The organism is Methylobacter sp. (assembly GCF_036845245.1).
In the GTDB taxonomy this organism is placed as follows: domain Bacteria; phylum Pseudomonadota; class Gammaproteobacteria; order Methylococcales; family Methylomonadaceae; genus Methylobacter_A.
In genome coordinates this window covers 1-14,360 of the sequence record NZ_DAIUEH010000057.1, presented here as the reverse complement: position 1 = coordinate 14,360, position 14,360 = coordinate 1, and the positions used below count along the sequence as shown (strand labels likewise).

The 14,360-nt window shown below is 51.1% G+C and carries 9 protein-coding genes; 5 read left to right on the top strand and 4 right to left on the bottom strand.

All coding sequences use genetic code 11. The annotated features are described in order from the left end of the window. Positions 1–12: 12 nt before the first annotated feature. Complete coding sequence (locus V7051_RS20510) at positions 13–234, top strand: hypothetical protein (protein ID WP_333878189.1); 222 nt, start codon at positions 13–15, stop codon at positions 232–234. A gap of 19 nt (positions 235–253) precedes the next feature. On the opposite strand, the gene V7051_RS20505 is transcribed toward V7051_RS20510, so the two are convergent. After that, positions 254–1,696, bottom strand: coding sequence for a phosphomannomutase (locus V7051_RS20505; protein WP_333878188.1), 1,443 nt, complete (start codon positions 1,694–1,696; stop codon positions 254–256). Positions 1,697–1,786: 90 nt separating this feature from the next. Beyond that, the gene (locus V7051_RS20500) at positions 1,787–2,515 is read right to left on the bottom strand and encodes a metallophosphoesterase (protein WP_333878185.1); all 729 of its coding nucleotides are present in this window, start codon (positions 2,513–2,515) and stop codon (positions 1,787–1,789) included. A gap of 85 nt (positions 2,516–2,600) precedes the next feature. On the opposite strand from V7051_RS20500, the gene ispG reads away from it, so the two are divergent. The 4 genes from ispG to V7051_RS20480 all read left to right on the top strand — a co-directional run bounded on the left by ispG (position 2,601) and on the right by V7051_RS20480 (position 11,907). Then, positions 2,601–3,818, top strand: a complete 1,218-nt coding sequence (gene ispG / locus V7051_RS20495) for a flavodoxin-dependent (E)-4-hydroxy-3-methylbut-2-enyl-diphosphate synthase (protein WP_333878183.1) — start codon at positions 2,601–2,603, stop codon at positions 3,816–3,818. A gap of 51 nt (positions 3,819–3,869) precedes the next feature. Further along, a complete protein-coding gene (locus V7051_RS20490; protein ID WP_333878182.1) occupies positions 3,870–4,430 on the top strand; it encodes a Uma2 family endonuclease in 561 nt (186 codons plus the stop codon). 322 nt (positions 4,431–4,752) lie between these two features. Then, positions 4,753–6,720, top strand: a complete 1,968-nt coding sequence (locus V7051_RS20485) for a multicopper oxidase family protein (protein WP_333878180.1) — start codon at positions 4,753–4,755, stop codon at positions 6,718–6,720. 414 nt (positions 6,721–7,134) lie between these two features. Further along, on the top strand, positions 7,135–11,907 hold the full coding sequence (locus V7051_RS20480) for a PAS domain S-box protein (protein ID WP_333878178.1): 4,773 nt from the start codon (positions 7,135–7,137) through the stop codon (positions 11,905–11,907). A 150-nt stretch (positions 11,908–12,057) separates the two neighbouring features. Here the strand turns inward: V7051_RS20480 and V7051_RS20475 are convergent, their stop codons facing one another. After that, positions 12,058–13,182: a fatty acid desaturase family protein gene (locus tag V7051_RS20475; RefSeq protein ID WP_333878176.1), complete on the bottom strand. Its 1,125-nt coding sequence runs from the start codon at positions 13,180–13,182 to the stop codon at positions 12,058–12,060. Positions 13,183–13,641: 459 nt separating this feature from the next. Then, positions 13,642–13,986 (bottom strand): hypothetical protein, encoded by a 345-nt coding sequence (locus V7051_RS20470; protein WP_333878174.1) that lies wholly within the window; start codon positions 13,984–13,986, stop codon positions 13,642–13,644. Positions 13,987–14,360: the final 374 nt, after the last annotated feature.

Sequence of the window (14,360 nt, the reverse complement as noted above, 5' to 3'; positions counted from 1 at the left end):
TAGATACGTTGAATGAGCTACAGGCGGCGTAATTTTATTGCCGGATATGTGCGATCCAGCTCTATTCATTTACCGGTAATTGCGCTTCGTATCCACTTGGGCGATTTACTGATGTTACGCATTGTCCAAGAAAAGCACGAAAGAATTGGTGGAGTTTTTTTCTGTTGCGTAGGGCGTGCCATGCGCGCCTTACACAGCCTATTCGAAGGCGCGCATGGCACGCCCTACGTCTAATAGATACGCGTAATATCCGTTATATATAGTCTTCGGCAATGCGTTGCAGACTCATTGTCACCAGCTTTTGCGCTCGCTCCATGTTGTCGGCTTCCGCATAACAGCGCAGTTCCGGCGCATTGCCGGACGGACGCAGATGCACAATCTCACCGTTATCGAAAATCAGCCGCAGGCCGTCGGTCAAATCGCGTCGGGCAACCGTACCCAACTCATTGCCCCACAATTTTTGATAAGCTTCGTCGTCGCTTTGCAAGCTGTCCAACAATACCTTGCTATTGGCAAGCGGAAAATCCTGCAAGCGGTCGCTGGCGGTATAACGTTGCGGCAAACCGGCAAGCAGATCAGATACTTTACCGCCCTGTTGACGGGCCATCGCCAATACCGCCAAGGCGGGCAACACCGCATCTCGAGTCGGCAGCGCGGCCAAGGCTTGTCCGCCGACCATTAAACCATTGCCCACCAAAAAACCGCCGTTGGCTTCGAAACCGACTACGCTCAAACTACCGTTAGCCTGCATCTGCTCCATACCGGCAATTACGTACGGCGAACCGATACGGGTGCGTATCACCTGCCGAAACAGCCCTGATGCTTCGATCGCGGTATTGCAGCTCACCGGAGTAACCACAGTATCCGCGCCTAAAAAATGCGCGCACAGCAAGCCGACGATATCGCCGCGCAGCCAATTACCGGTCTCATCGGCAATCAGCGGCCGGTCGCCGTCGCCATCGGTAGAGATAATCGCGTCCAGACGATGCTCAGCCGCCCAGGCTAGTCCGCGTTGACGGTCTTCTTCACTGACCGCTTCGGTATCGAGAGGCACAAAAGTATCGGTGCGCCCCAAACCGATTACATCCGCGCCCAATGCAGTCAGCACATCACGCAAGCAGTCGCGTGCCGCGCTGGAATGTTCATAAACTCCGACTCGCCAACCGCTCAGTAAATCGACGGCAAACAGGCTGGTGTAACGTTGTTGGTATTGCTGCAAGGCAATAGGGTTAACGGTCGGCAATACCGTATCGTCGGGAACGGCTTCCGACTCGATCTCCGCCTGAGTGATGGCTATTTCATCGGCTTTGCTGATTTCGCCTTCGGCCCGATAAAACTTGATGCCGTTGCGATCGAATGGAATATGGCTACCGGTCACCATAATGGCGGGTATGCCTTGCGCCAACGCGTACAAAGCCAGCGCCGGGGTGGGCAGCACACCGCAAAAATCCACCTCGCAACCGGCTTGGAGGATACCGGCCGTGCAAGCGCGAACGATAGTTGGGCTGGACGGACGCAAGTCCATGCCCAAAGCGATTTTTTGCCCCGGGTTAGCAAGGCCCAGGCCGTGTAAAAACGCTAAAGTATAAGCGCTACAGATCTGATCGGTCATTTGGCTAACCAGCCCGCGCGCGCCGCTGGTGCCGAATGCCACGCCGCTCTCGGCCATCATTTGTTGGATATTGATTTTTGTCATAACGTATTAACGTATTAAAGTTGTAAAAGTGGATGCATATGTTTATCTACCCTACTACAAAAACGTGGGCAAAAAAGCCTATCCATTCGGCTAAATCTCCACCATCCTATTCTGATCGAATCGGGGGACGATTTTTATACCAGCATAACCTCTGGGATTACACAATATTCTGGCTCCTGCTAGCCGATAATCCATCTGGCTGTGGACATGGCCGTGGATCCAGGCCGCAATCTCGTATTCATGTAGCAAGGGCTTCATATCATTACAATAAGCCAGTTTCTTAAGCGTATGAGCCGAGCCGTTCCAGCTCCATAAAGAAGGCGCATGATGAGTTACCACGACGGTTTTTCCCGGAAACGGCCGGGCTAATTCCTGTTCCAGCCATGTCTTTGAGCTTCGATGTAAAAGACTGAACTGTTCCGCGTCAAACGGCTGTTCGGCAAATTGAATCCTCTGGAAATCATTTAAGGTCTTACCTAAATCTTCTGCTTTTTTATCGCCTTCAACAAACAGATCGGCCCAGAGCGTACAGCCTAAAAAACGCACACCTTGAAATATAAAACAATCGTTCTCAAGAAAATGGATATTGCTGTCTGCGCATTGCTGACGGATCAGCTGAAGCGTTTGTTGGTATTCCTGAGTATAAAATTCGTGATTACCGGCGACGTAAATGACAGGTTTATTCAACGTTTGCAGCCAATCTATACCTTGTGTACTGATGCCGATATCGCCGGCTGCGACAATGATATCGGCGTCATTATTCGGGGCTTTCAGTAATCCGAACTCCAAATGTATATCGGAAAAATAATTTATCCTCACACTAAACTCTACTTAATGACTTGTATCGGCGTATAATTTAACAACATTTTCAGATAACTGTAACCTTTCCAAAAAGATTTCGTATATGTCTATTAGCCTTAGAAAAATCACTCATCAAGTTTTAATCGGCGACGTTAAAGTCGGCGGCGGCGCGCCAATCGTTGTTCAATCGATGACGAATACCGATACCGCCAATATTACGGCAACCGTTAACCAAATCATCGAATTGGCGGCCGCCGGTTCCGAACTGGTCCGCATCACCGTCAACTCCGAAGAAGCGGCGGCGGCCGTAGCCGAAATTCGTAATCAACTGGATAAAAAAGGCAACTCGACTCCGATCGTCGGCGACTTCCATTTTAACGGCCACAAACTGCTGGAAAAATACCCGGACTGCGCTCAGGCTCTAGATAAATACCGCATTAATCCGGGCAACGTAGGACGTGGTAAAAGCCGCGATCCGCAATTTCAGCAAATGATCGAGTTTGCCTGCCGATACGACAAACCGGTACGCATCGGCGTCAACGGCGGCAGCTTGGATCCAGCGGTGTTGACCCGCTTACTGGATGAAAACAGAAGCCTGCAAACACCCGAGCCTTTGGCTGCCGTCACCCGCAAAGCCATCGTGCTGTCCGCCCTTGAAAGCGCTGCCAAAGCCGAAGAACTTGGGCTTGGTAAAAACAAAATCATTTTGTCCTGCAAGATCAGCAACGTGCAGGAACTGATCAATATCTATCAAGACCTTTCCAGCCGTTGCGATTACGCATTGCATCTGGGACTGACCGAAGCCGGCATGGGCTCTAAAGGCATCGTCTCTTCAGCCGCCGCCTTATCGGTATTAATGCAACAAGGCATCGGCGACACCATCCGTATCTCGCTGACACCGGAGCCCGGCGCATCCAGAACCCAAGAAGTCATTGTCGGCCAGGAAATTCTGCAAACCATGGGTTTTCGATCATTCACCCCGATGGTTATTTCCTGCCCCGGTTGCGGCCGCACCACCAGCGATTATTTCCAAAAACTGGCGATGGATATTCAAAGCTATTTACGCGACCAAATGCCGGTATGGCGTACTCAATATCCGGGTGTTGAAGCCATGGAAGTGGCGGTCATGGGTTGCGTGGTTAACGGTCCCGGCGAAAGCAAAAACGCTAATATCGGCATCAGCCTGCCCGGCACCGGCGAATCCCCGGTAGCACCGGTTTATGAAGATGGCGAAAAAACGGTTACATTGAAAGGCGATAGGATTGCCGAAGAGTTTCAGGAAATCGTGCAACGCTATATTGAAACTCACTACGCGCCGTAAACGACTCCGATGATGCTAGGTTAAATTATTGTTCCTTATTAAGGAGTTAATATGACTAATTCAGCATTTGTATTGCCCGACTCCATACTCACGCCCGAAGCTTACCTATTGTCGGAAAACGACAATAATACCGGCATCCGGCATGAGTATGTGAACGGGCTTGTCTACGCAATGACCGGGGCCAGTCGTAATCATAATCGCTTGGTACGTCGCCTTATGACTCGTCTGGACCTGCATTTGCAAGGCACCCGTTGCGAGCCGTTTCAATCGGACATGAAAGTAAAAATTAAACGCGGCGACGATGTACGTTTTTACTACCCGGATGTGCAAGTTGCCTGCGAGGAAGAAACCGACCGTTATTACAACGAGCAGCCTTGCTTGATTGTCGAAGTGCTGTCCGATTCAACTCAGCGAACCGATCGCACCGAAAAATTCCTGGCTTATCAAACGATTGAACGTTTACAAGAGTATGTCCTACTGTCTCAAGACTCCCCTTACCTGGAAATCTACCGCCGACGAACTGAATGGCAGCGCGAAAGTTTCTCCGAAAAACAGAGCGTTACATTGGAATCAGTTAATTTGACGTTGGCGGTTGAGGAGCTTTATCTATAAAACTCCGTAACGTGGGTTACAACCGTATTGATACAAACCGCCAAGGCGCGTCTTTTGGCGCCGTAACCCAACGTATTCCCCTGTAAAATTATTGCTCTAACATTTCCGCCTGTTTTTTCTTGTCGCCGTTGACACAAAAGCCGCATAACATAATGTAATCCCTGAGATTGCATGTATTTTGGCTTCCTAAATGAACTATGGTAACTTACCTGCGCCGTTGGCTATGCTTTATTAAAAAACCCGGCTGATGCGGCATCAGCCATAACAATAACCTGAATAATGAGTAGTTGGCTTGATTACAACACAACTTGAGAGGATAAAAATGTCTAAGAAAATAATAAGAAAACGGCTCCCAGCAAAACTGGCGAGCCTGGCGATTCTCGGAGCAATAGCTGCGCCGGTCGCTGTTTTAGCCGATGGCGCACCATTGCAGCTACCGCAGTCGGTTAGTTCCGACCCGCAAACGAAATCTTTAAAAGTTGAGCTGGAAGTTAAATCCGAGGCCTATACGTTGACCGGACCATCGCCGACACCGAATAGCTCAACCCAAAACAATCCGGTAGTAAAAGCGCGGGGCATCAAGCTGACCGACAGCGAACCCAAGGCATCTCAAGCCAACGGATTTCTGGTTGGCACCACATTGCGTATCCGACCCGGCGACAAATTGGATGCCAAGCTGATCAACAGCCTCAGCTACAGCGAATCCGAGGGCGACGGCAGCCATAGCATGACCAATCCGCACGGTTTCGATGTCATCAACCTGCACACACACGGTTTGCATGTATCCCCCAACAGCCCAAGCGACAATGTATTGCTCAGCATTTATCCGCAAGACACTCCGTTCGCACCTCTAGACCAATGCCGTCAGGAAAGCGGCGACGCAAACTGCGTAACCGGACATTTCAAATATTCATACGCTATCCCCGACAATCACCCATCAGGCACATACTGGTACCACGCCCACAAACACGGCGCGGTATCCATGCACTTGGCCGACGGTTTCGCTGGAGCTTTGATCATAGAAGATCCCAAACACGGATTGGAAAGCTTACCGGCCGTAAAGGCTGCTCAAGAGCAAATTCTGATGCTTCAGGAAGTCCAATACGATGGAACCCACAGCGGCACCGCTTCCGATCCCTATCAAATTACCTGTATGAGTGTTTATGGCAATAATACAGGCTGCGCTTTCGGTGGCTCACCACTACCTTCGCCCCAAATCGTCAATAACGCTCTTTCAGTCAACGGTCAATTCCAGCCTTCCATTTCGATGCGCACCAATGAGGCTCAGCTTTGGCGTGTCGTCAACGCTACTATCGGCAATGTAGTACCGATGTGTTTACTGCCCCTGAACGGGACTACCGCGCCCTCGCCCGCTTCCTATGTACTGGCGACCGACGGCGTACCATTGCAACGCCCTACCGCAAGTACTACCGATTTGCCTGTACTCATCGGTAATACGCCGGTGGCTAACCCTGCCAACGGCAATGACATACTGAACAACGAGCTCCTGTACATGGCGCCGGGACAGCGCTTGGACCTGGTGGTCAAAGCCCCCGCCAAACCGGGCACTTACGGTTTATACGATTCCTCAGTTGCAGGCGCAGGCCTTCTAATCGGGCAATTATGCCAAGCATCGGCATACGCCAATGCAACGCCGATTCTTACCGTATCGGTAACCGATTCCGCGAGCGAAATAGCCTATAACATGGCTATTCCATCTCAAGCCGAACTTAACAAACTGACGGCGCCGAAGACCATCACCGAAGAGCAAAGTCCGCAGTTACCAACCCAGGGCGTGACCTACGGCTTTACCACCAACACGTATGCGAGCAAAGACGGCGGCGCTTCAGTGGTCAACGGCAGAGTGTTCAACCCTATCCGAAGCCAACGCAACCTTGTCTTGAATCAAGTGGATAAATGGGCCATACAAAGTGCGGTCGATACTCATATGTTTCATATCCACATCAACTCGTTTCAATTGGTATCGCGAGGCCAGCTGAAATATCCGTTCCCGGTTTGGCGCGATACCTTGCTGGTCAATTGCGCCGGTGTCGCCAAAAGCGGCGGTTGTTCATTCCCCGGCGGACTGACGGGAACTACTCCGTTAAACAATTACGGCGAAGTCGTGCAGTTCCTACAACAACCCTTGGACTACACCGGTTCTCTGGTAGAGCATTGCCATAATGTCAACCACGAGGACAACGGCATGATGGAACTGGTGGAGATATTACCTTCCAGCCAGGGCAAGAAAGCAAAGTCAGATAACCCGCATAAAGTTCATAACCATTAATTTAAAAGCCGCAGATGCGCGTTAATCGGGAACGTTCAGCGCGTATCTATGTTTTTTCGATAAAAAATATCATGCAAATTCTGGGCAAGCTGCTGCCGTCGATCACTGGCCGCTAATATCGCGCTCCCGGATGTCCGCTCTTATCAATGAGGGCTGCTGGCTTGGTCGTAACTGCCGCTCGCGATGCCAGAAAATTCTCGCGTAGAGCCGGTATTCGGCTGCTTTATCCCGATTATTGACATGCTACTTGGGAATAGCCACTATAATAGGCAGGGCGGTGATAAGGCCCCATCCAAGAATTGTTCGCGTCCACTATGGACTGCGGCCGTTTATATTTTGAATATTCATGCTATCAGGCAACTAGACGAGCATTGTCGGCATTTGTCTTGTCCTCGCAGCAAATAGTGAGGCCATATGGCGAACACCACCCGCGACCGCTTCATCCTATTCGCCACTGCCGGATACACCATTTTGGCGTTGGCGTGGATTATGTTGTCCGACCAATTGTTATCGGTTTTCGCTGATATTGAATCCGTCGTCTGGATGTCGACTGCCAAAGGCGTGTTTTTCGTCATTGCCACTGCCGCGCTGTTTTTTCTTGCATTGCGTGCAGTCCCTACAGCCGGCGTTACTGGCCGGGTGACGCTTCAAGGTGCCTTAGCCAGCGGATTGACATCGGAACGGAGGGCGACGCGTTGGCTGATGTATGCATTCGCAGTGGCGATCACGCTAGCCATGCTGGTGGTGCGCGAAAGCATTGCATCTTCCATTGGCAACCGGCCGCTACTGATCCTGCTCATGTTGCCGATCATCCTCAGCGCTTTTCTTGGCGGCCTCGGCCCCGGTCTTCTGGCAACCGCCCTAGCCGCGCTCGGTGTCGACTACTTCGGGCTACCAACGCTACACAGCTTACGCATCACTTTCAGCCAGGATTTATTCCAATGGAGCTTGCTGATTACTAACGGCGTGGCAGTCAGCCTGCTCAGCGAAAGGCTTCGACAGTCGCGAATGAAGGCCGAACTCGATCGGCATCTGCTTGACGCAGTGATTTCCAGCACGTCGGACGCGGTATTCGTCAAGGATACGCAAGGCCGCTACCAGTTAGCCAATGAAGCGACCGCCGACTTGATCGGCAAGGCGACCGAAGAAATCATCGGCCACGACGACAACGCCCTCTTTCCGGAATTTTCGGCCAAGGAAATCATGGCATCCGATCAGGCGACCCTATCTGCCGGCTGTAATCTAACGCTCGAGGAACGTATTTCCACCCTTGACGGCAAGCAGCGGATTTTTCTAATCACCAAAGGACCGATTTTCGATGGTGAAGGACGCGTTTCCGGCCTTTTCGGTATCGCTCGCGACATTACCGAGCGGATTAGGGATGAGACCGAACGTTTCCGCCTCAGCGAAGCAGTTCGTCAATCGCCGCAACCGATTGCGCTTGCCGACTCCCGGATTCTTATCAGTTATGTCAATCCCGCATTCACTCAGTTGTTTGGATATCAGCAAGAGGACTTGGTGGGCCAACCCATTAGCCGTCTGCTGCCATCAACAGACTTCGCGACAATACAACAAGCTGAAATTACTCGCCACCTTGCCGAATTTAATGTCTGGTCGGGCGAAGTTGATCGACGGGCGCAAGATGGCACCATTATTCACCTCGCCGCCAATTTTGGTGTGATTCGAGATAATAAAGGCGAATTGCTCGGGTTTCAGGCCTGCTACCTCGATCTGCGACCGCAACTGGAGCGGGAAGAATTACGGCGTAATCTTTCCTTGGCCGAGGAGCAAACACTGGCAAGTAATCACGCACGCACGCGAGTGGAACGCAGATTGAATCATCGCGAATCCACATTTCGCAGCATGCTCGATAACATGCTGGAGGGATGCCAGATTATTGCTTTCGATTGGCGCTATCTCTATATCAATGATGCCGCTCAAACTCAAAACCGGCGGCCCAATGATGAGCTTCTGGGCAGGACAGTGATGGAATGCTGGCCCGGCATCACAGAAACAGAAGTCTTTGCTTTGGAAAAAAACTGCATGGAGCAGCGGACGATTCAATCATCTGAAATCATCTTCACTTTTTCAGATGGCAGCCAAGGATGGTTCAAGGTGACCGCTCAACCCATTCCCGAGGGAATAGCCGTTTATTCCGAGAATATTAGTGCGCGCAAGCAGGCCGAGGAGCAGCTGAACCAGTTAAACCAGCAACTTGAGGCGAAAGTCGAGGTGCGCAGCCGGGAGATCCTTGATCTCTACGATCAGGCTCCCTGCGGCTATCATTCACTCTCTCCTGACGGCACGATTATCCGCGTCAACAAGACCGAGCTCGATTTATTGGGTTACACCCTAGACGAATACCAGGGGCATCGTATTGTCGAGTTCATGACGCCCGAAAGCGTTGAAATATTCCGGCAGAACTTTGCCGAATTCAATCGCACCGGCCGTGTGCGTAATCTTGAGTTAGATTTTTTCCGCAAAGACGGCAGCATTCTACCATTCCTGGTCAGTAGCGACTTAGTGCGCGATGCCCAAGGTCAGCCCCATCACACGCGCAGTACATTAATCGATAACAGCGAGCGCAAGGCGCGACAACAAAAGATCCTCGATCTCAATAAATTCCTCAATGAGGTCTTGGAAGTGTTACCGTTCGGTGTGGTAGTCTACGATGAGCAGCGCCGGGCTATTCTGAACAACACACTGTTTGGCTCGCTCTTGGACTACCCGCCTGAGCTGAGCGAGAAAAAACCCTTGCTATTTGCGGATTTGATCCGCTTCAACTTTGACCGGGGGGATTATCCCAAGCGTCAATTTGAAGAGGTCCTGGCCAAATTCGTCCACCTGATGGAGACCCGCCAAACAATATGTTTCGTGCGTCAACAGGCCAACGGCGTCTTTCTGGAAATCCGCGGCCAACCCATATCCAACGGCTGGACCCTGCTCACCTATACGGATATCACGGCGCATAAGCTTGCCGAGCAATCGCTCGAAACCGCCAGGCACATAGCCGAGGCCGCCACCAGCGCCAAGAGCGCTTTCATCGCCAACTTGAGTCACGAGATCCGCACTCCGATGAACGCGATCCTTGGCTTGGCTTACCTGCTCGAAAAAGCCGAGTTGCCGGGCGATGCCAACGAACTGGTCCGCAAGATCCGTATGGCCGGCCGTTCGTTACTGGGCATCATCAACGACATCCTCGATTTTTCCAAGATTGAGTCCGGCAAACTGGAGATCGAGCTGGCGCCTTTCCGCCTCGGCGACGTGCTCGATAACCTGTCCACCATCATGTCCGCCAACGCCGGCGAGAAAGAACTGGAGCTCATCATATCCCCACCGCCGAGTAAAACGAGTCAGCTGCGCGGTGATGCGCTACGATTGGAACAGGTATTGATCAACCTGACCAGCAATGCCATCAAATTCACTGAACGCGGCCATGTGGCGATGTCCATCAGTGTCGTCGCCGAGGACGACAAGCAGGTTACGCTACGTTTTGCGGTGCGCGATACCGGCATGGGCATTCCTCTTGAAAAGCAGCAGGAAATCTTTGCCCCATTCTCGCAAGCGGATGGCTCGACCAGTCGCCGTTTCGGCGGCACCGGACTCGGACTGACCATCAGCCGCCGACTGGTAGCCAGTATGGGCGGTGAGTTGAAGGTAACCAGCGTGCAGGACAGCGGCAGCGAATTCTGGTTCGTCCTGACCTTTGAGCGGGGTCAGGACGCCTGGATCGCGGCTCCGGAAATGGCTCACCTCGCCGTCCTGATCGCCGACGACAACCCGATAGCCCGCGAGGCGTTATGCAACATTGTCGATGGGCTGGGCTGGAAAGCGACCGCTGTAAGCTCAGGAGAAGCCGCTGTGCTGCACATACAGACAAAACAAGAACAGCGAGGACCACGGGAGGTACTGCTGCTCGACTACAAAATGTCCGGCATGGACGGACTCGTTACGGCAAGGACGATCCGTCATGAGATCAAAGAAGCCCATGATCCGATCATTATCATGGTCACGGCCTATTCGAATAACAATCTGCTCGACCATCCGGACAGCTACCTTGCTGACGCCGTGCTGAGCAAGCCGGTCACGCCATCGAGCCTCTACAACACCGTCGCCCGCGCCATGCGGGTGCGACAAGGCGGCGAAGAGCAAGTGCCGAGTCGTTCCGGACTGCGTCTGGCCGGTCTACGGATACAGGTTGTCGACGACAGCGAAATCAACCGTGAAGTGGCGCAACGCATCTTCGTTGGCGAAGGCGCTGCCGTCATCCTCGCCAACGATGGTCGACAAGCCGTAGATTGGCTGCAAGCCCATCCGACCGAGGTCGATATTGTACTGATGGACGTGCAGATGCCGGTCATGAACGGCTATGAAGCTACCCGCCAGATCCGACGAGTACCTGCCTTGGCAGAATTGCCGGTGATTGCTCTCACCGCCGGCGCCTTCATGGAACAACAGGAATTGGCCAATGAAGCGGGAATGAACAGTTTCATCGCCAAGCCTTTTGATGTGGACGCCGCTATCGCTCTGATCATCAAGCTCACGGGACGAGTATCCCAGATCACCACAACCGAAAAGACAGCGCCTCTCCCGATGTTCCACGCTATCGACCAAGACCTTCCAGGACTGGCGGTCGGACACGGCCTGACCCTCTGGAGAAATCCATCGGCCTATCGGCAATACCTGCGCAAATTCGCGCGTGATTACGCAGATGTCGCGCAACAGATGGCCCGCTTAGACAGAACCGAGGCAGCAGCGCTGGCGCACAAGCTAAAGGGGGCATCAGGCTTTCTGGCACTTCAAGAGGTCGCCGCGCTGGCCGGTGAGGTGGATCAGGCGCTTCATGCAGGAGAAAATCCGGCCGACAGCCTGATGCGATTACAATCGGCTCTGGACACGGCATTGGAGTCGATCGAGCGTTATGCACCGCTCGACATTCACGCTGACAATATTCAATTCGACGCGATCGATCCCGAGCAGCTCGCCCCGCTGCTCAGCCGGATGCTCACAGCATTCAACACCGATAGCCCCGCTGCGGTCAGATCCATCATAGCTGAGCTGGGCAGGCTGCTGCCGCCCGCTCGTCTTAAGGCACTCCACATTGCCATCGAAAACTTTGATTTTCGTGGCGGCGAGGCTGCGACGCGTGCACTGGCCAACGAACTTAATATTTCATTAGGCACCTAATGATGCCGAACGGTCCGATCCTAATTGTCGATGACGAACCCCAAAATCTCGCGGCGTTGGAACAGATACTATCGGCCAAATACTCATGGGTCTTTGGCCGCAATGGCGCCGAAGCGCTAACGATATGATAGCTCTCTTATATCTACACGTTTATGCCGCGACTGGTTTCAACATCGAAGTTTTCCCCACCATAATATCCACCGCTTTCAATAACCTTTTAAAAACAGATTGTTGAAGATAAGGAATATTATGTTTTTTGCACAACGCCATCACTTTTGGCTGCACTTTTTGATATTGACTTAATGGCATATCCGGCCACAAATGATGCTCGACTTGGTAATTCAACCAGCCGTAAAAAAAATCATTCAAATTAGAACCCGTTGGATAGTTCACCGATCCTAAAATCTGCCGCAGATAAAATTCACCTTTGCTTTTGGCTTTTTGGTCAAACATCATCACATCATCTCCGGCATGATTTGGGATCATCACCAGAAAACTGTGCATATTGGTGAAAATTTCCGCCAGAATTGAATTAAGTAATACGCTAATGACGGCAAAACTTCCTAAGGGTAAAAACAGCAAAGGCAACAATACGAAGCGATAGGCAATATAAGGCAAAATACTTTGCAGCCAGAAGGCTCTACCCTGTTGGGTAAACAGACTCCACGCACCGATGCGGGTCATCACAGGTTTAGGTTCACCCTGCTGTCTGGCGGAATTTAAGTGTAATTCCTTATGGGTTCTGGGCGTGTAATAAACCAATTTCCATATCCCGGAAAAAAACGCCACAATCACGTAGCGTTGCCATATCGGCAGGCTTGATTGTCTTAGCCATTCCATATTGTGTTGCGCATTATTGGGGTCGGCTTTTTCACCCAAACTGTAATGATGCAATACGTCATGCTCATGATGCCAGCCCGCGACAGTAAACCAGTCAGGCCAATCCATAAAGCGTCGCCAACCTTGTGCGAATTTTTTGCTGGTGTAATTTTTATCGACACCTTCAACTTTATCGTAGGCCCTATGAACAATCGGGTGTCCCACTTGTGTCCAGCGCGTGAAACTGCCTTGACTGATTAACAGCGCGGAAATCGGATTGGGGAAAATCCAAGCCGTGGCATAGCCAAGGAGGGAACAAATTTTCCCCCAGCGTTCCATTTTTGTTAAATGCTCAAAATCGTCAATACTGATATTGGCTAAAGCTTGTTGGTGAATTTCGCTGATGTCCTTGGCTAATTGCTCACGATCTACCGATTGATAACTGTGTAAACTCAAAACGTGCTGCCCCTGTAAGTGCAATGGTGGGAGGTTGAATAACTTCGCTACTGCTTGTGAAGTTTGGGAGGGTTAAAAACAACCGCACAGAATAGGGCCTTATTGGTTAATTTCCAAATTATATTATCGTTCCATCGCTTTGTGACTCTGTCCTCAGTTAGCTGTCGGCCTTGGTCGGTAGTGCGAGAGTTACAAAATAGACAGTCCGCTTTCCGTGAATACGCTACCGTTCGACAACCTGATTTGACTGACTCTTTTGGCTTAAAAGCCGCTGTTCAAATATAACATTGTTGTTCGGAACGTAACTTTGTAGAGCGGACTTAAGCCCGCACAAACAGAGCCTTAAATTTTCCTCTGCACGGATTTTTAAAGCGTACTTTGTGAGATTTATTCTTACATGTTGCGCGATGATTGGAGCGTTGCTGTTTCGGCTCATTTAGAGCACATAATGAATCGGCCCTACCAATCCCCATGCCTGCCATGTTCTTCAATGAATTTACCTATCCCTGTCGACTCACTGGTTATTTCAAAAAAGAATACTTCTGGCTTTTCCGCTTTTGATTCAAATCCTTCAACCGCAACTTCAAATTCTGTAGCTTCTTGTATTAAATTATCGTCTTCATCATATTCGGCGTTAAGCCCATAGCAATCGCCGTAAACGCCATGAATAAGGTTGTCGTAAACAGCCAAATAACGATCGTCATCTGACGGATAATCCTCCTCAGGGGTCCATGCAGCAAATGGTGTTTGATGCAACTTCGCAAAACTTTTAGCTATTTGTATTTTTTGGCTATCACTGATCATTTTTGTTTACGGTTAGTTATTGGTGGATTGACTGGCATCATTAATGACCTGATGCATCGGCAAGATCCGGTCAGGGTTACCCTCGTTCCCACGCAGTGTGTGGGAACGAGGGCGTATTGTATAAGGCGATGGCTGTGCGTAGCGCGGCAGGAACGGACAACTTCGGTGCGCACATTTTACCCTATATGCCAAGGTACAGCTGAATTTACTATGCCGGCATTGGGCAATTACAAAGCACAATAATCGGCTTGTGCCCATTGCATCAGCCGATAATCAACGCTCTGTGCTGTGCTCTCTACGCTGTCCAGCATAAACGATCGCAAGGTCGAGTAGCCCCAAGGAACTGCCCCTTGAGGCTCTCACAGAACCGGACG

Bases quoted from the DNA above. Each gene is read 5' to 3' on its own strand.
- V7051_RS20510 (WP_333878189.1), top strand. From the start codon at position 13: ATGAGCTACAGGCGGCGTAATTTTATTGCCGGATATGTGCGATCCAGC.
- V7051_RS20505 (WP_333878188.1), bottom strand. From the start codon at position 1,696: ATGACAAAAATCAATATCCAACAAATGATGGCCGAGAGCGGCGTGGCA.
- ispG (WP_333878183.1), top strand. From the start codon at position 2,601: ATGTCTATTAGCCTTAGAAAAATCACTCATCAAGTTTTAATCGGCGAC.
- V7051_RS20490 (WP_333878182.1), top strand. From the start codon at position 3,870: ATGACTAATTCAGCATTTGTATTGCCCGACTCCATACTCACGCCCGAA.
- V7051_RS20485 (WP_333878180.1), top strand. From the start codon at position 4,753: ATGTCTAAGAAAATAATAAGAAAACGGCTCCCAGCAAAACTGGCGAGC.
- V7051_RS20480 (WP_333878178.1), top strand. From the start codon at position 7,135: ATGGCGAACACCACCCGCGACCGCTTCATCCTATTCGCCACTGCCGGA.
- V7051_RS20470 (WP_333878174.1), bottom strand. From the start codon at position 13,986: ATGATCAGTGATAGCCAAAAAATACAAATAGCTAAAAGTTTTGCGAAG.